The organism is Roseibium aestuarii, assembly GCF_008477545.1.
GTDB classification, from domain to species: Bacteria; Pseudomonadota; Alphaproteobacteria; order Rhizobiales; family Stappiaceae; genus Roseibium; species Roseibium aestuarii.
Map to the genome: position 1 here is coordinate 695,360 of NZ_VORA01000001.1, position 22,531 is coordinate 717,890.

Below are 22,531 nucleotides of genomic sequence, written 5' to 3' on the forward strand. Positions count from 1 at the left end.
AAGAGGGACGGGGAAGACGCATGAGTGAGGCGGAGCAGGCAGGGATGACCCAGGACAGGGGCGGACACCTCGTCGACGTGGTCCTCGATGCGGCCTCCATTTCCCGCTCGACCCCGGACATTGAACACGACCGGGCCGTCGCCATCTACGACCTCATCGAGGACAACCAGTTCCAACCCGTCGGCCTGCCGGCCCAGGCCTATGTCCTGCGCCTCTCGGTGATCGAGAAGAAGCTCGTCTTCCAGATCCAGGACCGGGACGGGGTGGAGGTCGTCACCCACGTCCTGTCCCTGTCGCCCCTGCGCCGGATCGTCAAGGACTACCAGCTCATCTGCGAAAGCTACTACGAGGCCATCCGCCGCTCGACGCCGAGCCAGATCGAGGCCATCGACATGGGCCGGCGTGGCGTTCACAATGAGGGCGCAGCCATCCTGCAGGAGCGACTGGAGGGAAAGGTGGAGATCGATACCCGGACAGCCCGGCGCCTGTTCACCCTCGTCTATGCCCTGCACTGGAAGGGCTGACGGATCGTGCCCCCGGGGAGCCCCGATCTGTCACCGAGGCGCCCGACCTCGGTGCTGTTCGTCTGCAGCATGAATGCGGTCCGCTCCCCCATGGCTGCGGCCATCGCCAGCTCGCTCTTCCCCGGTCAGATCTATGTGCGCTCCGCCGGCGTTCGCCAGGGCGTGCGCGACCCCTTCGTCGACAGCGTGATGGAGGAGGTGGGCATGGACACCAGCCGTCATCAGCCCAAAACCCTCGAGGATCTGGACGAATCCGGCTTCGATCTGGTGATCACTCTGGCGCCGGAGGCCCATCACGCGGCGCTGGAACTGACCCGCACCGATGCGGTCGATGTCGAATACTGGCCGACCATGGACCCGACGCTGGCCACCGGCTCGCGCTCCCAGATCCTGGATGCCTATCGCGGAATACGGGATCAGCTGATGCAGCGGATCAAGAAACGGCTGGCCTGGACACCCCCCGTCAGCGGATGAGGTGAGACGATCGGCGGCAGCAAACTGGACCTTGGCCGCAGTCTCCTGTATATGCCCCCTCACGTTGGCGGAAATGAACGGTTCACTTTGACAGAACGATCCGTTAGCTTCCCCGCTCAATTGATCGCCTTAACCAGGATACCAAATGGCAAAAGAAGAAGCACTGGAGTTTCCGGGCGTCGTCACGGAACTGCTGCCGAACGCGACTTTCCGCGTGAAACTTGAAAACGATCACGAAATCATTGCTCATACCGCTGGTCGCATGCGCAAGAACCGCATCCGTGTTCTCGCCGGTGACAAGGTTCTGGTCGAAATGACCCCCTACGACCTGACCAAGGGTCGCATTACCTACCGCTTCAAGTAAGCTCTGCCGGTTTCCGGCCTTCGGACGCACGAAAGACGCCACGGGCAGCCATGACCAAGGTCCCTTCGCTGATTCTGGCGAGCGCATCGCCTCGTCGCCTGGCTCTTCTCCAGCAGGTCGGTCTCGAACCGGACGTGCTGATGCCGGCAGATATTGACGAGACGCCGAAGAAGCTGGAAACGCCCAGGGCCCTGGCCGCGCGCCTTGCGCGTGAAAAGGCCAAGGCCGTCCGCGAGATCGCGGATGCCTCTCCGGAGCTGCGTCACTCCCTCGTCCTTGCTGCCGACACGGTGGTGGGCGTCGGGCGTCGCATTCTCCCGAAGGCGGAAATGAGCGATCAGGCCCTCGCATGCCTGTCGCTTCTGTCGGGCCGCAGCCACCGGGTCTATACCGGGGTCTGCGTCGCCGATGCCGACGGGCGTGTCCGCTCCAAGCTGGTGGAAACCCGCGTCCGCTTCAAGCGCCTGTCCCGCCGGGACATGGACGACTACATCGCCTCAGGCGAATGGCGCGGCAAGGCCGGTGGCTATGCCATCCAGGGCCTGGCTGGCGGCTTCATCGTGAAGCTGAGCGGGTCCTATCCCAATGTGGTCGGGCTGCCCCTCTACGAAACGGTCAACCTTCTTGCCGGGGCCGGCTATCCCGTCCACGGCAACTGGGCGCATGCGGCTGCCTGACGCGCCGTTCCGGTCGCTTCTCCGCTTTACCTTATCTTCACGCCCGCTCCGGCTCGCCGGGGAACGACGGGCCGATCACCATTCACGGAGTGACCGATGAGCGAGACGCCCCGCAAGACCGCCCCCCGCACCGCCGCTCAGAGAATGCGGCCGTGCCCGATCTGCTCCAAGCTGTCGACGCCGGAAGACTATCCCTTCTGCTCCGATCGTTGCCGCCAGGTCGACCTCAATCGCTGGTTCTCCGAAAGCTACACGGTTCCCGTGGTTGAAACCGACGACCTCGACGGCAACGAAGAGTCCTGATCCTGCCCCGATAATTAATCGGCTAAGTTTTTTCGCAGCGCTTTCAGTGACTTGCCTGAGTCGTGCCGCATTTTTGCTCGGGGCGGCGAAAAATTCCTCTTGTCGTGAAAAAATGATCATTGCCATACTCCGGCTTACGTAGTGCGTGAGGAGAAGGCGCTCGCCCTGCTCGTGGTCGCCCGGCAATCCTTGTTTGCCGGAAGAGGGGCACGGGGAGGCGGGATGACCTTTTGCGACGAAAAACCGTTGCAAACCACGTGCTATGGTCGAGGGGAAGGATCGGAGGCGTGATCTCAGACGCGCCCGGCCGTCAACAAGAGGTAAAGCGACAATGGCGAAGAAAACCAGATGGGGAGTGGCGGTTCTGGCCGCCGGTACGGTTCTGTCGGGCTCGGCCCTGGCCGATTACAAGCTCACGATCCTGCACACCAACGACATTCACAGCCGTATCGAGCAGATCAACAAGTACGACAGCGGCTGCAGTGCCGATGATTCTGCTGAAGGCAAGTGCTTCGGCGGCATCGCGCGCGTGAAGGCCAAGATTGACGAGCGCCGCGCCGCACTCAAGGCCGAAGGCCGCAACGTGATCGTTCTGGATGCCGGTGACCAGTTCCAGGGCTCGCTCTTCTATTCGACCTACAAGGGCAAGGCCGCAGCCGAGTTCTCCAAGGCGATCGGCTATGACGCAATGGCCGTCGGCAACCACGAATTCGACGATGGTCCGGAAAAGCTTGCGGAATTCATCGATGCCGTGCCATTCCCGGTCCTGTCCGGCAACATCGACGTGAGCGGTGACGCCCTGCTGAAGGACAACGTTCCCGGCAGCGTCGTGCTCGAAGTCGGTGGCGAGAAGATCGCAATCGTCTCCGTTCTGGCCGAAGACACCGCCGAGACCTCCTCTCCGGGGAAAGGCGTCGTCTTCAACAACGCCGAAGACTACCTGAAGGCCGCAGTTTCCGAACTCGAGTCTTCCGGCGTCAACAAGATCATCGCCCTGACCCATGTGGGCTACCCCCGTGACCAGCGGATCGCCGCTGCAGTCTCCGGTGTCGATGCCATCGTGGGCGGCCATTCCCATACCCTCCTGTCCAACAGCGACGACAAGGCGGCCGGTCCCTATCCGACCATCGTGGCGAACCCGGACGGCAAGGAGGTTCCGATCGTTCAGGCCTATGCCTATTCCAAGTATGTTGGCGAAGTGGAACTGACCTTCGGCGACAACGGCGATCTCATCTCCGCCAAGGGCGACCCGATCCTGCTCGATGCCTCGGTGACGCCGGATGAAGCGATTGCCGCGCGCGTGACCGAACTTGCCAAGCCGCTCGAGGAAGTGCGTCAGCAGGTGATCGGCTCGACCTCCGAGACCATCGACGGCTCCCGCGACACGTGCCGCGCCAAGGAATGCGCCATGGGCAACCTGGTGGCCGATGCCATGCTGGACCGCGTCAAGGACCAGGGCGTGACCATTGCCATCCAGAACGGTGGCGGTCTGCGTGCCTCCATCGATGCCGGTGAAGTCACCATGGGCGAAGTCCTGACGGTGCTGCCGTTCCAGAACACCCTGGCGACCTTCCTGCTCTCCGGTGAAGGTGTCGTCGCAGCCCTCGAAAACGGTGTGTCCCAGATCGAGGAAGGCGCCGGCCGCTTCCCGCAGGTGGCAGGTCTGACCTTCACGGTCGATGCCTCCAAGCCCGCGGGCGAGCGCATCTCCGACGTGATGGTCAAGGAAGGCGACGCCTTCGTGCCGATCGACCCGGCCAAGATGTACGGTGTCGTGTCCAACAACTACATGCGCGGCGGTGGTGACGGCTATTCGATTTTCTCCGAAAAGGGTGAGAAGGCCTATGACTTCGGTCCGAACCTCGAAAAGGTTGTCGCCGACTATATTTCCAAGTCGAATGACTACAAGCCCTATGTAGATGGCCGTATCGTCATGAAGTAAATGGTGTTTCCTGCCGGTCTCGGCAGGAGGCTGATCTTTGGGTCAACGAGGGCGGCGCGTCATGGCATGGCGCGCCGCTTTTTTCGTCTTGTATGTGCCCCTGCGAGATGTCATCTAGGGGTCTTTCCGGATTTGTCGTTCTTCAATTTCTTTCGAGTTGCGTTGATTGGGTCGGTTCATGTGTACAAGCGGTGAAGATCAGCTGCGCGCCGCCAGCCGGTTGCCCTGGCAGACCGGACGAGCTCGCCTGTCCGTGACGAAGAGCCATCACCGCGACCGGGCGGCTTGGCGCCGCGCGTTCTCGCGCCTGCCCACCATCCTTGCAGCTATGCTTTCCGGTGTCCTGCCCGCCACCGGGAGCGCAGCCCTGAGCCTCGGCGCCGCCCTGGCGCTGAGCGCCGTGCTCGCAGTCCCCGCCGAGGCCCGCGCCCCGGAGCTTTCGACCGACCTGCGCGTGCGCCAGCAGGAGCTTCTGGCCTTGACGCTGGCCCGTCCGGACAATCTGGACCTCGCCTTCGAATATGCCACCGTCTCAGCCAGCATCGGCGACTACGAGGCGGCCATCAGCACCTTCGAGCGCATGCTGATCTTCGCGCCGGGCCTTCCCCGCGTGCAGCTTGAGCTGGGGGTCCTCTATTTCCGCCTGGGCGCCAACGGCCAGGCGCGCCAGTATTTCGAGGCGGCCATCTCCGGACCGAACGTTCCCGACGAGGTGCGCGAGCGGGTGGGGGCCTATCTCGCCGCCATCGGCGATGCGGAGAACCCGACCGAGTTTCAGGCCTCGCTTCTCGTCGGCCTGCGTGTCCAGTCCAATGCGACCGCCGGGCCGGACAGTCGCTTCATCGATCTGAACGGCACAACCTTCCTGCTCGACCCGACCTCGACGGGCCGACGGGACGTGAACGCCTACACCGCCGCGACGCTGCACTGGGGCTATGATCTGGGCACCCAGGGCGATGCGCTGGAAGCCGATCTGCTGGCCTATGCGTCACGCTACGGCGACGTCAGCCGGCTCGACAGCTCGCTGGTCGAGGTCACCTTCGGCCCGGCGTTCAACCTGGCCCGCTTCGGACTCGATGACGCCCGGCTCGGCGTCTATGCCATCGCCAGCGGCGTGCGCCTCGACCACGCCAATTACAGCGGCACTCTGGGCAGCGGTCTTCGGGCTGCCTGGCGTCCGGAGCCCCTGAGCGAGCTTCAGGGCAAGGTGGAATTCCGCCGCCGCTGGTACAATGACACTGCGGCCAACCCGGAAGTCTCCGAGCGCTCGGGCGCGCTCTACGAGGGATCGCTGATCTACGCGCGTCACCTCTCCGCCGCCTGGACCGCGCGGGCGACACTCTTTGGTGATTTCGAGGAAGCGAAGGTGGACTGGCGTCAGAGCTGGGAGGTCGGTGCCGGCGCCGGCGTCACCTGGCGCTTTGCCTCGCCGGCGCCCCGGCTCAGCCTCCATTGGTCTGCGAGCCTCGATGCGGGCTATATTCGCCGGATCTATCAGGGCCCGGATCCGCTGATCAATGCCGGCCTCGCCCAGAAGGACCATGAGGGGTTCCTCAAGGCGGGCCTCACCGTGCCCCTGCGGGAGGATATCGCGCTCACCCTGGGCGCCGAATTGCGCCGTCAGGTCTCCACCTATGATCTGGGCACCTTCAACAATGGGGCCGCGTCTCTGGCCCTCGTCAAGACGTTCTGAGGGGGGGGATCATGACCGCATCGCGAAACACCTTCGGCGCGTCTCTCCTGACCGCGACCGCCTTCACGGTCCTTCTGCCCCTGTGCCACACCCCTGCGGTGGCGGAACCCCAGGTCGGTGTGGCGGCTGCCATCAACACCACCACCTTCGGCACCCCACCCGGCGGCGCCCGCAACGTGATGGTGCTGGGCGAGAACGTCATCTACCGCCACCGGATCGAGACCAGCGGCAGCGGTCTGGTTCAGGTTCTCCTGAAGGACGGGTCCACCTTCACGGTGGGGTCGAACGCCGATCTGGTGATCGACGAATTCGTCTACGACCCGAATGCGGGCACCGGCACGCTGGTTGCCTCGCTCGGCAAGGGCGTGGCCCGGTTCGTCGGCGGCAAGTTGTCGAAGAACCGGGGTGGCGTCAGCGTCAAGACCCCGGTCGGCACCATCGGCATCCGGGGCGGCATCGCCAATCTTGCCCTGGCGGGGCCGGGCGGCGGACCTTCCACCTTCTCCTTCATCTTCGGCGATGAACTCACCTTCACCGATCCTTCGGGTCGGACGACGCGCGCCTATGCACCGGGCTACACCATCGAGGTCTCTTCCGGCGGTTCGGCCAGCCGGGTGCGGCGGACGGAGCCGGGCGATCTCGGCCAGGTGCAGGCGTTCCTGACCGGTGCCCCGGGGCAACAGGGCGGTATCGGGCGTCCGCCGACCGATCCGGTGATCGAACGCTCCGGCGTTCCGGACGTCAACTCCCGTCTGCCGCGCTTCGTCACCACGCCGCTGCCGAAACCCTTCGTGGTTCAGTCGACGGCGCCGCGGGACATTCACCGTCACCTGTTGCCGCCCGAGGTCCCGACCCGCGAGGGGATCAGCGGCCAGATCGGGCGTGACAGCGACGCCAGTGACGTCCTCCGCTTCAACCTGCGAACCCCCGGCAGCACCTTCACCGCCGGCTATGACGCCTCGGTTGTGGTGACGGCTCCCGGAGCGCAGGGGCTGATCGGAGGGCCGGGAGGGCAGTCCGGAGGCGTCAATCTCGAAAAGGGCACCGTCACCGGCGGCACGGCCGTGGGGGTGGTGCAGGGAGCTGTCGGCGACAACTGGCTGGTGCAGTTCGTCTTCGAGGGATCGGGCAGCTATTTCTACACCCAGGGTCTCAGCGCCGACAATGTGGCCAGCCAGACCGTGGACCAGGAGGCCGTGCCCACACCGCCCGCACCCGACAGCGGGGCGGATCCCTTTGCCACCTTCGCCCGGGGCATCCAGTATTTCGATTATGACGAGAGCTTCCTCGCCTTCGCCCATTACTTTTCGACCGGCGGCAGCCCGACCTCCTATGATCCGGAGAATGTGGTCATCGGCGTGACCGGGGTCGCGACCGACTTCAGCGCCTTTGGCGCGGCCTCCGATCCGTTGCAGCTGCGGACCTATGATCTGGCGACCGATCCGACCCTGCAATTCTCGCTGGGAACCGAAAACGGCGACGGGTCCTATGATCCGCTCAACTCCGCCGCACTCTTCATGAACCCCATCGTCGCGGCCCAGTTCGGTGCGGGCTTCGTGGAGAATGTGGTCGGCACCAATCTCTATCTCGCAGAAACCAGCAGCACGACCCTGGCAGGGGCCCATGCCCTGGCAAGCTCCTTCCTCATCTCCGGAACGGGCGCGTCGCAGAAATCCTTCGCCTCGCTTCTGGTGGGGACGATCGAGAGCAGCAATGACAAACTGACCCTCGAGACCGGGCGGCGCGGCAGTCATCGCCTGAACGCGACGGACAGTTCGGCGCGCTATTCGGGGGCCATTACCCTGCTCGACAACGGCGACGGCGCGAGCATCTTCGGGTCGGATGCCAATTACATGGTGCTGGGCACGGACCTGACCGACGGGGACAGCTTCCAGGACCTCTATGCGGATCCCGGTCAGGCGGTCGATGAGGCATCGCTCCTGAGCGGAACGATGCATGTGGCGGAGTTGCTCGGCAAGACCAACCTGGCCTCCCTGGATCGGGGCGCAGCCACGACCTTTGAGGGCTATGCGGCCGGGGTGCTGGAGAGCACCTTCAATCTCTCCGACGGATACGGGCCGACCGCCTTCGCCAGCACGTCTGCCGATGATTTCAGCCTGACCTTCCTGCCTGACGAGAGCACCATGTCGGCGACGCTCGATGTCTCGGACTCAGGGACGAACGTGGCGGAAACGGACGTCTTCATCGACCGGCTGCACCTGCAGTTCGGCGTGGGAACGGATGATGCGGGTGAGAATCGCGGAACCTTCATCGACACCGACACCTATGGCGCGCGGGAAGCCTCCCTTGCGCAGGACAGCTACATCCTGACCGAGAGCGAGGATGTGCTGACCAAAAGTTCCTCCACCGGTCTGAAGTCCTATCTTGTGGCGAGCACCGTTGTCGGGGCAGGGGATGCGGCCCTCTTCTCCGGCAGCACCGAATGCACCTGCGACTTCCTCGAATGGGGCTACTGGGGCACCAATCTGACGGTCGACGGCAACCAGAGCACGGACCTGGGCAACGGGACCGAACGGGTCAACGTGCACATGGGCACGTGGGTGGCTGGCGATGTGATCGACGCGAGCGAGTTTCCGACCACCGGCGGGGCAACCTATGCCGGCCACGCGGTGGGCAACGTGATCAGCGGGTCGGGCAGCACGGCATCGCAATATCTCGCGGCCGGCGATTTCTCCATGACCGTGGACTTCGCCAACCGAACCGGCTCGGCCGCCATCACCAGCTTCGATGGCCGCGACTTCACCGCCTCCATGTCGGACTGGGGCTCGACCCAGAACCGGATTGCCGGGGCCCTGCAGAATGTCTCGCTCGGCACCGTGGGTGATCTCACCACCTCCCTTGTTCGCGGGCCTCTGTCGCCCACACAGGGCGTCGTCGGAAACTTCCACATCGAGGACAGCGGCTGGAGTGCCGTGGGCATCGTGGCCGGGCAACAGTAAGCGGCAAGGGGACCTTTCCGCCCGTGGCGATGCGATCCCGCGGACCGGGCGGAAATCCCGGAGCAGGGCGCCTGGAAGATGTCAGAGGGGCGGTGCTGACGGCTCTCGATATATTCCGTAATATATTGAAAAATAACGGTTTTTACGCGCTGTTGATCGCAGTTTCCCACAAGCGGTCTTGCAAAATTCAACTATGTTGAAAAACTTTGCCAGGGTGCTGGACATGCCAGAATTCTGCTTCTATAAGAGCCTCACTTCCGGCGCACGGAGAACTCTCCACCCCGCGCCACGGTAAGCCCGGATAGCTCAGTTGGTAGAGCAGCGGATTGAAAATCCGCGTGTCGGTGGTTCAAATCCGCCTCCGGGCACCACTTCCCTTCTTCCTCGGAAGAAGCCTTGGTGCAGGTGTCGATCCTCAAGGGTCCGGCGCCTTTTTTATTGCCTCCTTGTCCCGTCTCATCGGCCGCCACCGGTTCATCCCGGACAGGCGCACACGCGCCCGCGCGCAGGGCCCGAGATAGCCGTGGCCCAGGCGGACCTGCTCTCGCGCCTGTCAGCAGATCGGAAAAGACAATCGGGGAAGGGGTTGGTGCCGCGTCTTCAGACGAAGACGCGGGCGAGGCTGGCAGTCGCCATGGCGGCGATCATGCGCTGGGGGCCGGCGAGGCGGTCGAGCGGCGTGCCACGGTCATTGGCGGCCGCGGCCGGGCCGAAGGTCAGACTGTTGAGATCGGTCGCGGTCAGGTGATCGAGGTCGGCGGCCTTGGCGGCATCCTCGGCGGCAAAGCGGATGCTGTCGAAGAGCTCCACGAGCTTCTGCCACACGCTGATCGGCGGGCAATCCTCGGCGGAACACCAGCGCAGGACGTCCGGCTCGGACACATCGAGATAGCTGGCGGCATCTGCCGCAGACATCCCGAAGAGATCCAGTATCGCCTTGAAATTGCTCATGTTCACGCCGTGCTCCATCCCGCAAGCTTCCAAAAGCTCGCCCCGCGTTCAAGTATATTGCACTGCAATATGGCAAAATGTCGAGGAGAGAACGCCAGCAAGGTTAAATCGTTCCCCGGCAAAAGGTCGCATGACCTGAGGTGCGCATGAAAAAAAGCCATGGCGGAAGGCCGCCATGGCTGGCGTGGGTTTCCCCAGACAGGATCCGGGCGCCCGCTCCGTCGGGTAGCCGAGCGGGGACTGGGTGCCGTGCCTCAGAAGACCGGCGGGAAGTGACGTCCGCCACGCTCCAGGGTGATCCAGCGGGTCTCGGTGAAGGTCTCCATGGACCAGCGGCCGCCGTGACGGCCGACGCCGGAGGCCTTGGTGCCGCCGAAGGGAATGTGCGGCTCGTCATTGACCGACGAACAGTTCACGTGGGAGATGCCGGTCTCCAGCATGGAGGCGATCTCCAGGCCGCGCTTCTCGTCTTCGGTCATCACGCCGGAGGAGAGGCCATATTCGGTGTCATTGGCGATCCGCACGGCTTCCTCGTCGGTCGCGAACTTGATCACCGGCACCAGCGGGCCGAAGGTCTCGTTCTGATAGACCAGCATGTCCGGAGTCACGCCTTCCAGAATGGTCGGCTCGACGAAACGGCCTTCGATCTTGCCGCCGCACAGCACCTTGGCGCCCTTGGCAACTGCGTCTTTCAGCTGGGCGCGCACCTGTGCCACCTGCTTGTCGTTGATCAGCGGACCGATGACATTGGACTTGTCCGTGGTCGGGTCGCCCACCTTCAGCTTCTTCGCGCGTTCCACGAACATCGGCACGAACTGGTCGTAGATGCTCTCGTGTACGAGAACCTTTTCCACGCTCATGCAGATCTGGCCCTGATGCATGAAGGAGCCGAAGTTGGCGGTCTGCGCCGACTTTTCCAGATCGGCATCGTCGCAGATGATCAGGCTGTCCTTGCCGCCCAGTTCCACGCAGGCCTTTTTCAGGTGCTGACCGGCCTTGGAGGCGATGAGGCGGCCGACGGCGGTGGAACCGGTGAAGGAAATGCCCTTCACGTGCTTGTTGGCGATCAGCTCGTCACCGATCTCGGCAATGTTGTCGCGCGAGCAGGTAACCACGTTGAACACGCCCTCGGGCAGGCCCACCGCATGCATCACCTCCGCGAAGAAGAGACCGCCCGCATAGGGGGTCTCTTCGGAGGGCTTGAGCACGATCGTGTTGCCGGCCACCAGCGCGAAGGCAAAGCCGCGCGCGGTCAGCAGGGCGGGGAAGTTCCACGGCGAGATTACGCTGATCACGCCCATCGGGCGGCGCACGGCCATGGAGACCTTGTTGTGCTCGGAAGGCAGCACTTCACCGATCGGCGCATAGGAAAGCGCTGCGGCCGCGCGGAAGACGCCGGGCACATAGCCGCTTTCGAACATGCCCTTGCCGAACCAGCCGCCGGCTTCACCCTGGATCGCCGCGCAGAGGTCGCCCTGGCGCTTCTCGATCTCGTCAGCGATCTTCAGCATGAATTCGGCGCGGGTGGTGAAGGGAAGCTCCGACCAGCTCTTGAATGCGCCGTGAGCGGCGTCAATCGCCTTGCGCACGTCCTCAAGGCTGGCATCGGCCACATCGGCATAGACCTCGTCGGTCGCCGGATTGAAATCTGCGAAGGTCCTGGTGGTCTTGTGCCAGCTGCCGCCGGCATAGAAACCTTCAAATACTCGGGCCATGGTGTCTCTCCCTGGGTCTGGTCTTTGGCCCGGACGCAAGAGGTCCGGGCGGCTGGGTCTGGTTTTGCGCCCCGGACGCAAGAGGTCCGGGTCGCGGGGCGGTCGGTCGGGCAGGGGCCTTGCGGCCAGGCCCGGAAAGGGTTGGTCAGGAGGCGGTTGCGCCCCCCAGATAGGCGGCCTGAACGGCCGGATCGTGCAGCAGGGCCGATGCCCGGTCCTCTCCGGTGATGGCCCCGTTCTCGATCAGGTAGCCCCGGTCGGAAATTCCGAGGCTGAGCTTGGCGTTCTGTTCCACAAGCAGCACCCCGAGGCCGGTTGCGGAGATCCGCGACAGGTTCTGGAACAGCTCCTTGGAGAGCAGGGGCGACAGGCCGAGGGACGGCTCGTCGAGCATCAGGATCTTCGGATCGGCCATCATGGCCCGCCCGATGGCGACCATCTGCTGTTCGCCCCCCGACATGGTCCGGGCGATCTGGCGGCCGCGCTCCTTCAGCTTGGGGAAGAGGTCGTATACCCGCTCCAGATTAGCAATGCGGTTTTTGCGGGCGTGCCGGCTGTAGGCACCCAATTGCAGGTTCTCGCTCACGCTCAGGTCGCCGAAGATGCCCCGGCCCTCCGGCACGAAGGCAATGCCTGCTTCAACGATCTCTTCCGGCGGCAGGGTGTGGAGCGGCAGGCCGTCGAGGGCGATCTCGCCGCTCACTTGCCCCTCGCACAGTCCGGCAACCGCCCTGAGCAGGGTGCTCTTGCCGGCGCCATTCGCCCCCAGGATCACGACGATCTCGCCAAGGGCGATCCTCAGGTCCACACCGGCCAGTGCCTGATGCATGCCATAGGCGGCCTTCAGTCCTTTAACCGTCAGCATCATTCGTCTCCCAGATAGGCGCGGATGACCTCCGGGTCGGAGAGCACTGCCTGCGGCGTGCCTTCCGCGATCTTCGCGCCGGAATTCATGACCACGCAGCGGTCGCACAGCGAGCGGATGGCATCCATCACATGCTCCACCAGGATGATGGTGCGCCCTTCCCGGCGCAGGTCGGAAATCAGGGCGATACCCTCCTGCAACTCGGTCGGGTTCAGCCCGGCAAGCCATTCGTCGAGCAGCAGCACTTCCGGTTCGCCGGCAAGGGCGCGGGCCAGTTCCAGCCGCTTCTGGTCGATATAGGTCAGCGCGCTCACCGGCAGGCCGATCTGCGCGCCGAGCCCCACCCGCTGCAACAGGCGGACGGCCTGTTCCTTGGCGGGGCCGCCCCAGCGGCGCTTGTGCCCGAAGGCTGCCCCCGCGATCACGTTGTCGATCAGGCTGAGACCGGGCAGCACCCGCACCAGCTGGAAGGTGCGCGACACCCCGGCGCGCGTCACCTCGTGGGCGCCCAGACCGGACAGGCGGCGGCCCTCCAGGTGAATGGTGCCGGAGGTCGGGGCAAAGGCGCCCGAGATCAGGTTCATCGTGGTGGTCTTGCCCGAGCCATTGGGGCCGATCAGCCCCATGACCTCATGCTCGCGCACCTCGAAGCTCAGGTCGTTGACGGCCACCAGTCCGCCGAAGCGCTTGGTCAGGCGGTCGACGGTCAGAATGCTGCGTCCCGTGCTCATGCGGACCTCCCCTTGGCGATGATCTTCTGCACAAGTCCGACGACGCCATTCGGCAGGAAATAGACGATCGCGAGGAAGCACAGGCCTAGATAGAGCGTGGTGGCGTTGGGGAAGGAGGCGGTGATCGTCTCCCAGATGAGGATGAAGGGGATCACCCCGATGATCGGTCCCCAGAGCTTCTGGGTGCCGCCCAGAAGGGCCATGATCACCACCATGAAGCTGAGTTCCGGCGAGAACACCTGGTTGGGTTCGATATAGGAATAGCGCGGGGCGACGATGGCGCCGACCAGCGTGGAGAAGAAGCCGGTGACCATGAAGAGCAGCACCTTGGCCCGGGCGGTGTCGATGCCCAGATGCTTCGCCACGCCCTCGTCATTGCCGATGATCTTCATGGCAAAGCCCAGCCGCGATCGATCGATCAGCCAGCCGATCACATAGACGGTCGCGGCGATCGCCAGCAGCATCCAGTAGATATGGGCCTCGGTGAAGTCGGTGAGCACATAGAGCCCGCGCGAGCCGAGGAAGTTGTTCTGCACCCAGGAGACGAGGCCGCGGATCATTTCGGCCAGACCAAGGGTAAAGATGACGAAATAGATGCCCGACAGCCGCAGGGTCGCGGCGCCGATGAGCGCGGCCAGCACGACAGAAACCACCGGGGCAATCGCCGCCATCAGCCAGAAGGGCAGATCGTGGTCGCTCATGCCGGTGGCGACAAGATAGCCGCCCACGCCGAAGAAGGCACCGGTGGCCAGGGAGATGTAGTGGGTCGGCCCGGAGAACAGGGTCCAGGCGGTGGTGAGCGCGATATACATCATCGCGGTAACGGCGATGGAGAGCCAGTAGCCATCCGTGACCAGGGGCACGAAGGCGGCTGCCAGCACAAGGACGCCGATGAGGACGAGGTCTTTCCAGCCCTTGGCGGTCATGCGTTTCGCTTTCCAAAGAGCCCCTGCGGGCGGAAGAGGAGAATGCCGAGGAAGATCACATAGGCCGACACGAGGGTCAGGCCCGGGTCGATCAGCGAGGCAACGGCGGTTTCGACGAGGCCGAGGACGATGGCGGCGATGATGGAGCCGCGCAGATCGCCCACGCCGCCCATGATCACGATGATCAGCGCCTTCATGGTGAAGATGACGCCCATGGACCCGTCGAGGGTGATGAAGGTGGAAATCAGGGTGCCGCCGGTGGCCGTCACCGCGCCGCCAAGCGCGAAGGCAAGGGCGGAGACGCGGGCCACGTTGATGCCGACGAGCTGTGCGGCCTGCCGGTCGACGGAGACCGCGCGCACGGCGGTGCCGGTCCTGGTGAAGTTCAGCCAGCCCACGAGCGCCGCGCCGATACCGGCCGCAACAAGCGCTGCGACGAGCCGGTTTTCGGCCACCGTGGTGCCGAGGATCTCGATGGGCCGCGCCAGGAAGGAGTAGGTGTAATACTCCCCGTGGATCGACACCATCAGCCCGACGAGGGCGAAGCTGATGCCGAAGGTCGCCAGGATGCTGTCCACTTCCAGCTGGCCGGGGCTCTTCGCCCGCTTGACCAGGGGCCGCAGCAGCAGCCGGTAGGCGACCCAGTTTGCGGCGAAGGAAAGCGGTGCCACCACGAGCATGGTGACGAGCGGGCTGAGGGAAATTGCCGTGAAGGCCAGGAAGGCGGCCAGCGCGCCAAGCACCAGTGTCTCGCCATTGGCAAGGTTCATGATGCGGGCGACGCCGTACTGGAGGTTCAGCCCCATTGCCACCAGCGCATAGGTGCCGCCGAGCAGCAGGCCGGAGATCAGGATGTCCATCGGGTCGTTTCTTTGTGGTTCTGGTGAAAGCTGCCGCCCGGAGTGTCTTCGGCGGCACGGGGGGGGCTCTCCGTCGTCATCCCGGAAAAGTCGCCAGACTTTATCCGGGACCGGCGAGCCGAAAGTCTGCGACAGGCAGTGAAAGGCCTCGGCTCACCGGCCCCGGGTCTCGCTTTTCTCGCCCGGGGTGACAAAAGAGATGGCTCGTGAAGAAGGAGGGAGTGTCCCCCTTACTTCCAGCCGTCCTTCAGCTTCACGTCGACCGCGCCGTCGATGTTGGACGAGACGACGCCCCGGAAGACGCCGCCCTGCCATTGGCCGACGGTCCAGAACCGGTTGGAGTTCTGGTTCTCAAACGAGATCGGCCCCATGATCGTGTCGAACGTGTGGGTCTTGATGTAGTCGGTGACGGCCTCCCGGTTCACTTCGCCGACCGCTTCGATCGCGGTCTCGAGGATCTGCAGGCTCGCGTAGGTGTTGGCGGACGCCCAGTAGTCCGGGGCCTTGCCGGTCACTTCCTCATGCTTGGTGCGATAGGCCTGCATTTCCGGCGTGTCCGGGTTCACGCCACCGGCGCCCAGCACATTCTCGATCTGCGCGCCGAACTTGCCGCCATAGGCGGGGAAGGCAGTGGCGACCGCGGTATAGAAGACCTTGACGTTCAGATCCTCGATGACCGCCTGTTCCGTCAGGCCGAACGTGTCCGGCGGATAGGACCAGGCGACGAAACTGTCGGCGTCGGTGGCCTTCGCGCCCTTCACGATGGGGGACAGGTCCGGCGTTCCGAGCGGATAGGACTTGTCATAGACCAGCTCGAACCCGGCGGCCTCGAAGGTGGGGCGTGCCACTTCCGCCAGCTCGATGCCGAAGGCATCGGCCACGTTGACCATGGCGATCTTGTTGTTGATCTTGCCCTCGTCCTTCAGCTTGACGAGCACGTCCCGCAAACCTTCCACGAAGGCCGTGGTGGAGCCGAGGGTGAAGAACAGCGACGGATAGCGCTCGGTCAGCTCGCCGATCTGGTCGGTGACGGAGGTCACGGCGATCTGCGGATAGTCGTATTTGGCATAGATCGGCGCGGCTGCGATGTTGAAGCCGGTGCCATAGGGGGCGATGATGAAGTCGACCTTGTCCTGGGTGGCCAGCCGCTGAACCGCCTTGATGTGCTCGGTCGGGTTTGTCTTGTCGTCATAGGCGACGAGTTCGATCTTCTTCTGCCCGTCCTTGAGCTTCAGTCCGCCCCGCTCGTTCACTTCCTGGATCCAAAGATCGACATTCGGCCACTGGCTGACCAGTGCCCCGCCGGCCAGCGGGCCGGTTTTCGGCGCGACGGTCCCGATCCGGATCGTGTCGGCGGCAAGGGCGGTAAAGCTCAAGAGGCTCGCGGCGGCAAGCGTCGTCAGGCCCGCGGTGGTGCGGGACAGCAAGGTTCGTCTGTTCATGTCACTCCTCCCTGAGTGGTGAGAGCCGACAGGTTCTCCTCCCTTCGGCCTCCCGATCAGGATAGGCATTATGGATCCATAATGACAAGCGGGATTCTCAATGAATTCGACTGAATCCGCTTTTCCGCAGGGTTCAGTTGGCGTAGGACATGCCAGATTGACGTTTTATGGATACAAAGTCATAGTCGCCGCATGAAAAGTTATGAGTCGAACGCTGCCGCTGCCGATCCCCTCGGCGGACTGGAGCTCGCAGGGGGCGACGAGGCCCTCGGCAGCTCGTCGGACGAGCGTGTGCTGATTGCCCTGCGTCGTCACATCATGGATGGCTCCGTGCCCGCCGGTGAGAAGATCACCGAAGTGGGGCTGGCTGCCCAGCTCAATGTCTCGCGCACGCCGGTGCGTCTGGCGCTCCGGGCCCTCGAGGTGGAGGGGCTGATCCGCAAGCGGGAAGGGCGCGGTTACACGGTCGTCGACTTCGATTTCGACGACACGAACAAGGCCTATCAGGTCCGCGGCGTTCTGGAAGGACTGGCCGCCCGTTGCCTGGCGGAGAATGGCATGAGCCCGGAGGTGGACGCGATCCTGCGCCGCTCCCTCGACATGACCCGCCAGTCCCTCGACCTGCTGCGCGCCGGAAATGACGCCGGCATCGATCTCTATCAGGAGGCCAACCGGCTCTTCCACGAGACGATCATGCAGGAATGCGGCAATTCCTTCGTGCCCTTCACCTACACACGGCTGGAAACCGTGCCGCTGGTCCGGCTGGGGGTTCTGGTCTTCAATCACGAGAGCTATGACACCGAGGTGCAGCGCCTCACCATCGGCTATGGTCAGCACCTCATCGTGCATGACGCCATCGCGAAGGGGGATGCAGCCCGCGCCGAGGCCATGATGCGCGAGCATTCCCACGCCACCATCACCTATTCCCTGCTGTTCTCCCGCTGAGGGGCGCTAATCCAGCCGCTTCTTGAAGCGCAGGGAGGCGGCGATCAGCCCCAGAACCATGAAGACGGCCAGGCAGATCGCGTCATATTGCAGGTCGACCAGCAGCGCGTCGCGCAGGGCAATGCCCCGGATCATCCGCAGGAAGTGGGTCGCCGGCAGGATCTCCGCGATATATTGCGCCGGCAACGGCATGCCCTCGAAGGGGAACATGAAGCCGGAGAGCAGGATCGACGGCATCAGCACGAAGACCGTCATCTGCATGGCCTGAAGCTGGCTCGTGGCAAGCGTAGAGAACACCAGCCCGAGGGTCAGGCTGGCCCCGATGAAGAGCAGGGTGGCGGCCAGCAGCGCCAGCATCGAGCCGTTGAAGGGCACGTTGAAGATCAGATAGCCGAGCCCGAGGATGATTGCTGTCTGCACCAGACCGATGAAGATGTAGGGAATGATCTTGCCCAGCATCAGTTCGGTCGATTTCACCGGCGTGTTGATCAGCATTTCCATGTTCCCGCGTTCGCTCTCGCGCACGATGGCTGCGGCGGTGAACATGATCATGGTCATGGTGAGGATGACCGGCACGAGACCCGGCACGATGTTCACCACCGTGCGCTGCTCGGGATTGTAGAAGAGCGCCATCTCGAAGGTTGGAACCGACCGGTTCGGCGCCTGACGCAGCAGCTCGGTCAGCGGCATGTTGCGCAGGGATTTGACCGCGCTCGCCACCATCGTGTCGGACCCGTCCACGATCCACTGGCCGACAGGCCGGCTCGTGGTCCAGTTGGTCGAGTTGGGCGTGGCAAGGCCGACGCTGCCGCTGCGGGCCAGCCGCTGCACCAGATCGCTCGGCAGGATCAGCGCCGCGCGCACCTCCTGGGCCGCCACCGCGCGCTGGGCCTCTTCCAGCGTGTCGTAGCGATGAGTGAACTTGACCACCTGGGTCGCCCGGATGACCTGTTCCAGCACCCGCCCGACAGCCGATCCGCTCTGGTCGACGATACCGACAGGCACGTCCCGCACGTTGGTGTTGATGGCGTAGCCGAAGAGGATGAGCTGCACGAGCGGGATCATGACCACCATGGCGAAGGTCATGCGGTCCCTGCGCAGCTGGCGCAATTCCTTGAAGAAGATCGCGGAAATCCGGCTGAGCGAATTCATGGGCGGGCCTCCGGGGTGCCGGTCGCATCCGGAGCGCTGACGCCTGTGTTGGTCACGAAGACATCCTCCAGATTGGGCCGCACGCGGGCGACCTGCTGAACGCTCTGGCTCTCGGGAAGGGCGCGGAACCAGGCTTCCGGATCGGCGATCTGCTTGGTGACGAGCACCCTGAGCCGGGTGCCGAGCTGGGCCGCGGAGCGGACCTCGGGCAGGGCGGTCAGGGTCTTGCGCAGGGTGCGCAGATCCGGTCCGGAGACCTCGAGCACATTGGTGCCCATGCGCTCCATCAGCTCTGCCGGCGAGCCTTCCGCCCGCTTCTTGCCCAGCTCCAGGATCGAGATGGAGTGGCAGCGCTCGGCCTCGTCCATGAAATGGGTCGTCACCAGGATCGTGGTGCCTGCCTCACACAGATCGAAGAGCTGTTCCCAGAAGTCACGGCGGCTTTCCGGGTCCACCGCCGAGGTCGGCTCGTCCAGGAACAGGAGATCCGGCTTGTTTAGCACGGCGCAGGCAAGGCCCAGCCGCTGCCTCTGCCCGCCCGACATCTTGCCCGACATCTGGTCGGCCAGATCGGTCAGGTGATAGGTCTCAAGCAGTTCATCGATCCGGGCAAGCGCAGCCTTGCGCTTCAGGCCGAAGACCCGCGACATGAAATCCAGGTTCTCGCGCACGGTCATGTCGCCATAGAGCGAGAAGGACTGGGTCATGTAGCCGATGCGGTATTTCAACGCTTCCGCGTCTCGCGGCATGGTCAGACCCAGAACCTCGACCTCTCCGGCGCTCGGGGTCAAGAGGCCGGTCAGCATGCGGATCGCGGTGGTCTTGCCGCAGCCGTTGGGGCCGAGGAACCCGTGGATCGTGCCGCGCGCGATGTCGAGATCCAGCCGGTCGACGGCGGTTTTCGGTCCGAAGGTCTTGGTCAGGCCCCGGGTGCGGATCACAGTCTCGGCGGCATCAGTGGGGCCGGGGGCGCGGGTCATGGCAGCTGCACCTGCGCCGGCATGCCGGAAGGCAGGTCCGCCTCCGTGTCCGGAAGCAGGACTTCCGCCGGATACATGAGGCGGGCCCGTTCCGTCTGGTTCAGGGCATAATAGGGTGTGAAGGAAGGCTCGGAGCTGATCCAGCGCAGGGTGCCGGTCAGCTCCCGGTCGAGACCATCCACATGCACCTTCAGCTGGTCGCCGGGCTTGACCCGGACCCGCGCCGGCTCGGGAACATAGACCCTGGCGAAGGGGGCGCCATCGGCCATGAGAATGGCCAGCGGAGAGCCTTGCGTCACCCGTTCCCCGAGGTTCCAGGGCAGGCTGTCGAGACGGCCGTCCCGGGAGGCGACGACGGTCAGATCCGCCAGAACCTTCTGCTGGCTGGCAAGAGCGGCTTCGGCCGCCGCGAGATTGGCTGCCGCCGCGCTCAGGTCTTCGGAGCGGGCACCATTTTCCAGTTCGCGCAGCTGCTCTTCCGCGCTTTTCAGCGCCGCCTCGGCCGCATTGCGATTGGCCAGCGCCGTGTCATAGGCCGCCTTGCTGGCGGTGCCGCGCTGCTGCAGGTCGCGGGTGCGCTCGAAGGATTGCTGCGTCTCGACCAAAGAGGCGCGCGCGCCGGCCACACGGGCCCGCGCGGCCGCCAGTTCCTCCGGCCGGGCGCCGTTCCTCAGCTTGTCGAGGGCCGCCCGCGCCTGGGCCGCCTGAGCCTCCGCCTGCCGAACGACGGCGATCTGGCGCGTGTCGTCCAGCTTCACCAGAACCGTGCCCTTCGTCACCATCTGGCCTTCCGCGACGGGCAGCTCGACCACCACCTCGGCGGCCGTTGCGGTCAGGGCAACCCGGTCGCGCTCCAGCGTGCCGAGTGCCACATGGGAGGGCGCATCGTCGCAACCGCTCAGGCTCAGGAGCAGGGCAAGGGCCGAAGGGAGGATGAGAAGGCGGGAGGAGAGAGCGGGCATGGGAACCTCGTCGGCAGGTTCGGATGAACGGGCAATGTAAACCTGCGGGTGCATGGTGCAGCGAGCGGTTGCGATTTGGCAATCCCTGCAATGCGCTTTGCTGGCAGTCCCTGATCAGGCAGGGGAGGGATCCCGCATCCTTGTTCCTCTGCATAGGCCGGATCCCTTTGGCGCGCCTTGCGTTATCTCAATCGTCCGCCCCGGTGTTGTGCTTGCGGTTCTGCCGCGCCACGGCCACACTCGGGCGTCCATCCCTGACGCGTTTCTTCCTTCCGGAGTTCCCTTGACCAGATCTCTTCCGTCCAGACCGCTGATGTCCGGACCTGTCACCTGGGGCGTCGGCCTCGGCCTGATTGCCCTGACTGCCGTCATCCTGCTTGCGATGGGGCGCGACCCCATCTGCACCTGCGGCGAGATCCGCCTCTGGGTTCCCGGCGATGCGGTGTCGGGCGGATCCCAGCACATTGCCGACTGGTACACCCTGTCCCACATCATTCACGGCTTTATCTTCTACTGGGTGCTCTGGCTGGCGCTGCGCCAGCGGCCGGTCGGCGAGCGCGCCCTTCTGGCCATCGTGATCGAGGCAGCCTGGGAGCTTCTGGAAAACAGCCCTCTCGTCATCGACCGCTACCGTGAGGCGACGGTTGCCGCCGGTTATGCCGGCGATACGGTCATCAACTCCGTGACCGACATTCTCTTCATGCTGCTGGGCTTCTGGTTCGCCCGGCGCATGCCCGCCTGGGTTACGGTCGTCGTCGCCGTGGTCTTCGAGCTGGCCGCGCTCTGGGCGGTGAAGGACAATCTCACCCTGAACGTGATCATGCTGCTTTACCCAATCGAGGCCATCAAGCAGTGGCAGGGCGGCTAGGGCCTGCGGGACACGCAAAGCAAAACGAAAAAACCCGGCGTCTTGCGAGGCCGGGTTCTTTGCGGATCTTCTGATCGGCGTCAGTTCTTGGTCTGGGGCAGCTCGATGTCGATGCCCAGCGTGGTGATGTCGCCGCTCCGGTCCATCTCCAGACGCACCGCGTCCGGATCGATGTTCATGCGCTTGCGCACCACCTCAAGAATGTCCTCGCGCAGCTGGGAGATCAGCTTCGCATCGGATCCGTCGCCGGTGCGCTCGTGCGCCAGCAGGATCTGCAGCCGGTTCTTGGCCACCGAAGCGGTTTCTCCGCGCCTCGCGAAGAAGTTCATGAAGTTCATGCAGCCCTCCCCTTGAAGAGCTTGCCGAACAGGCCCTTCTTCTCGGTGGGGATGGTGACCGGCAGGTCTTCGCCCAGAAGGCGCTGGACCGCTTCCACATAGGCCTTGGAGGCCGGGCTTTCCTCGTCGGACAGCGTGACCGGCAGGCCGACGTTGGAGGCCTTGAGCACGTCCTTGCTCTCCGGGATCACCCCGATCAGCGGCACGGACAGGATCTCGACCACGTCGTCGACGGACAGCATGTCGCCGTTCTTGGCGCGTTCCGGGTCGAAGCGGGTGATCATCAGGTGCTTGGGCATGCGCCCGCCTTCTTCGGCCACCACGGTCTTGGCGTCCAGCAGGCCGATGATCCGGTCGCAGTCGCGCACGGAAGAGACTTCCGGGTTCGACACGATGATCGCCTCGTCCGCATAGCGCATGGCCAGCGTCGCGCCGCGCTCGATCCCGGCCGGGCTGTCGCAGACGATCCAGTCGAAATACATGCGCAGCTCGTTGATCACCGAGGCAACGCCCTCGTCGGTCAGCGCGTCCTTGTCGCGGGTCTGGGAGGCGGGAAGCAGGTATAGATTGTTCAGCTTCTTGTCGCGCACCAGCGCCTGCTTGATGGAGGCCTCGCCACGGACCACGTTCACCAGGTCGAAGACGACCCGGCGTTCCGCGCCCATGATCAGGTCGAGGTTGCGCAGACCGACGTCGAAATCGATCGCGCAGACCTTGAAGCCTTCCTTGGCCAAGGCCGAGGCGATGGCCGCGGTGGACGTGGTCTTGCCCACACCGCCCTTGCCCGACGTCACCACGACAACTGTGGCTTTGCTCATGTGTTCTGTTCCTGTCGTTTGCGAAGGCCGGCGCGTGGTCC

General features: G+C 64.4%; 22 protein-coding genes and 1 tRNA gene. 11 read left to right on the top strand and 12 right to left on the bottom strand.

Translation table 11 applies throughout. The features are described 5' to 3' along the window. Positions 1 to 44 precede the first annotated feature (44 nt). The 9 genes from FR728_RS03010 (at position 45) to FR728_RS03050 (ending at position 9,308) form a co-directional block, all read left to right on the top strand. Complete coding sequence (locus FR728_RS03010) at positions 45 to 524, top strand: UPF0262 family protein (protein WP_149891155.1); 480 nt, start codon at positions 45 to 47, stop codon at positions 522 to 524. 3 nt (positions 525 to 527) lie between these two features. Then, positions 528 to 998, top strand: a complete 471-nt coding sequence (locus FR728_RS03015) for an arsenate-mycothiol transferase ArsC (RefSeq protein WP_377175304.1) — start codon at positions 528 to 530, stop codon at positions 996 to 998. Positions 999 to 1,143: 145 nt separating this feature from the next. Then, positions 1,144 to 1,362: a translation initiation factor IF-1 gene (infA, locus tag FR728_RS03020; protein WP_006939340.1), complete on the top strand. Its 219-nt coding sequence runs from the start codon at positions 1,144 to 1,146 to the stop codon at positions 1,360 to 1,362. A gap of 50 nt (positions 1,363 to 1,412) precedes the next feature. After that, entirely contained in the window at positions 1,413 to 2,039 is a 627-nt protein-coding gene (locus FR728_RS03025; RefSeq protein ID WP_149891156.1) for a Maf-like protein, read from the top strand. A 96-nt stretch (positions 2,040 to 2,135) separates the two neighbouring features. After that, a complete protein-coding gene (gene yacG / locus FR728_RS03030; protein ID WP_149891157.1) occupies positions 2,136 to 2,342 on the top strand; it encodes a DNA gyrase inhibitor YacG in 207 nt (68 codons plus the stop codon). Positions 2,343 to 2,673: 331 nt separating this feature from the next. Then, the gene (locus FR728_RS03035; RefSeq protein ID WP_149891158.1) at positions 2,674 to 4,284 is read left to right on the top strand and encodes a bifunctional metallophosphatase/5'-nucleotidase; all 1,611 of its coding nucleotides are present in this window, start codon (positions 2,674 to 2,676) and stop codon (positions 4,282 to 4,284) included. Positions 4,285 to 4,462: 178 nt separating this feature from the next. Further along, positions 4,463 to 5,977 (top strand): tetratricopeptide repeat protein, encoded by a 1,515-nt coding sequence (locus tag FR728_RS03040; RefSeq protein ID WP_149891159.1) that lies wholly within the window; start codon positions 4,463 to 4,465, stop codon positions 5,975 to 5,977. A gap of 11 nt (positions 5,978 to 5,988) precedes the next feature. After that, entirely contained in the window at positions 5,989 to 8,937 is a 2,949-nt protein-coding gene (locus tag FR728_RS03045) for a FecR family protein (protein ID WP_149891160.1), read from the top strand. A gap of 295 nt (positions 8,938 to 9,232) precedes the next feature. After that, positions 9,233 to 9,308 (top strand) — tRNA-Phe (locus FR728_RS03050). Positions 9,309 to 9,537: 229 nt separating this feature from the next. Here the strand turns inward: FR728_RS03050 and FR728_RS03055 are convergent. From FR728_RS03055 to FR728_RS03085, 7 genes are all read right to left on the bottom strand, one after another. After that, positions 9,538 to 9,888 carry a helix-turn-helix domain-containing protein gene (locus FR728_RS03055; RefSeq protein WP_188318771.1) on the bottom strand — a complete coding sequence of 117 codons (351 nt, stop codon included), beginning with the start codon at positions 9,886 to 9,888 and terminating at the stop codon, positions 9,538 to 9,540. A 254-nt stretch (positions 9,889 to 10,142) separates the two neighbouring features. Continuing rightward, positions 10,143 to 11,603: an aldehyde dehydrogenase family protein gene (locus tag FR728_RS03060; RefSeq protein WP_149891162.1), complete on the bottom strand. Its 1,461-nt coding sequence runs from the start codon at positions 11,601 to 11,603 to the stop codon at positions 10,143 to 10,145. Between the two features lie 145 nt (positions 11,604 to 11,748). After that, positions 11,749 to 12,468, bottom strand: a complete 720-nt coding sequence (locus FR728_RS03065; RefSeq protein WP_149892177.1) for an ABC transporter ATP-binding protein — start codon at positions 12,466 to 12,468, stop codon at positions 11,749 to 11,751. Continuing rightward, positions 12,468 to 13,199 carry an ABC transporter ATP-binding protein gene (locus tag FR728_RS03070; RefSeq protein ID WP_149891163.1) on the bottom strand — a complete coding sequence of 244 codons (732 nt, stop codon included), beginning with the start codon at positions 13,197 to 13,199 and terminating at the stop codon, positions 12,468 to 12,470. Before FR728_RS03070 ends, FR728_RS03065 begins: the two co-directional genes overlap by 1 nt. Then, entirely contained in the window at positions 13,196 to 14,125 is a 930-nt protein-coding gene (locus FR728_RS03075; RefSeq protein WP_149891164.1) for a branched-chain amino acid ABC transporter permease, read from the bottom strand. The genes FR728_RS03070 and FR728_RS03075 overlap by 4 nt, the downstream gene beginning before the upstream one ends. Continuing rightward, positions 14,122 to 14,985: a branched-chain amino acid ABC transporter permease gene (locus FR728_RS03080; protein ID WP_149891165.1), complete on the bottom strand. Its 864-nt coding sequence runs from the start codon at positions 14,983 to 14,985 to the stop codon at positions 14,122 to 14,124. Before FR728_RS03080 ends, FR728_RS03075 begins: the two co-directional genes overlap by 4 nt. A gap of 230 nt (positions 14,986 to 15,215) precedes the next feature. After that, the gene (locus FR728_RS03085) at positions 15,216 to 16,427 is read right to left on the bottom strand and encodes an amino acid ABC transporter substrate-binding protein (RefSeq protein WP_149891166.1); all 1,212 of its coding nucleotides are present in this window, start codon (positions 16,425 to 16,427) and stop codon (positions 15,216 to 15,218) included. A gap of 192 nt (positions 16,428 to 16,619) precedes the next feature. Here FR728_RS03085 and FR728_RS03090 point away from each other — a divergent pair, with 192 nt between their 5' ends. Continuing rightward, a complete protein-coding gene (locus tag FR728_RS03090) occupies positions 16,620 to 17,372 on the top strand; it encodes a GntR family transcriptional regulator (RefSeq protein WP_149891167.1) in 753 nt (250 codons plus the stop codon). A gap of 6 nt (positions 17,373 to 17,378) precedes the next feature. On the opposite strand, the gene FR728_RS03095 is transcribed toward FR728_RS03090, so the two are convergent. From FR728_RS03095 to FR728_RS03105, 3 genes are read right to left on the bottom strand one after another with little or no spacing between them, the layout of a single operon-like run. Further along, positions 17,379 to 18,524, bottom strand: a complete 1,146-nt coding sequence (locus FR728_RS03095) for an ABC transporter permease (RefSeq protein WP_149891168.1) — start codon at positions 18,522 to 18,524, stop codon at positions 17,379 to 17,381. Further along, positions 18,521 to 19,504: an ABC transporter ATP-binding protein gene (locus FR728_RS03100; protein WP_149891169.1), complete on the bottom strand. Its 984-nt coding sequence runs from the start codon at positions 19,502 to 19,504 to the stop codon at positions 18,521 to 18,523. The genes FR728_RS03095 and FR728_RS03100 overlap by 4 nt, the downstream gene beginning before the upstream one ends. Next, complete coding sequence (locus FR728_RS03105) at positions 19,501 to 20,466, bottom strand: HlyD family secretion protein (RefSeq protein WP_149891170.1); 966 nt, start codon at positions 20,464 to 20,466, stop codon at positions 19,501 to 19,503. Before FR728_RS03105 ends, FR728_RS03100 begins: the two co-directional genes overlap by 4 nt. Before the next feature lie 313 nt (positions 20,467 to 20,779). On the opposite strand from FR728_RS03105, the gene FR728_RS03110 reads away from it, so the two are divergent. Beyond that, on the top strand, positions 20,780 to 21,334 hold the full coding sequence (locus FR728_RS03110; protein ID WP_149891171.1) for a DUF2585 family protein: 555 nt from the start codon (positions 20,780 to 20,782) through the stop codon (positions 21,332 to 21,334). An 80-nt stretch (positions 21,335 to 21,414) separates the two neighbouring features. On the opposite strand, the gene minE is transcribed toward FR728_RS03110, so the two are convergent. Together minE and minD are read right to left on the bottom strand one after the other, a co-directional pair. Beyond that, on the bottom strand, positions 21,415 to 21,672 hold the full coding sequence (gene minE, locus FR728_RS03115) for a cell division topological specificity factor MinE (RefSeq protein ID WP_149891172.1): 258 nt from the start codon (positions 21,670 to 21,672) through the stop codon (positions 21,415 to 21,417). Beyond that, positions 21,669 to 22,490 (bottom strand): septum site-determining protein MinD, encoded by an 822-nt coding sequence (gene minD, locus FR728_RS03120; protein WP_149891173.1) that lies wholly within the window; start codon positions 22,488 to 22,490, stop codon positions 21,669 to 21,671. The genes minE and minD overlap by 4 nt, the downstream gene beginning before the upstream one ends. Positions 22,491 to 22,531 lie beyond the last annotated feature (41 nt).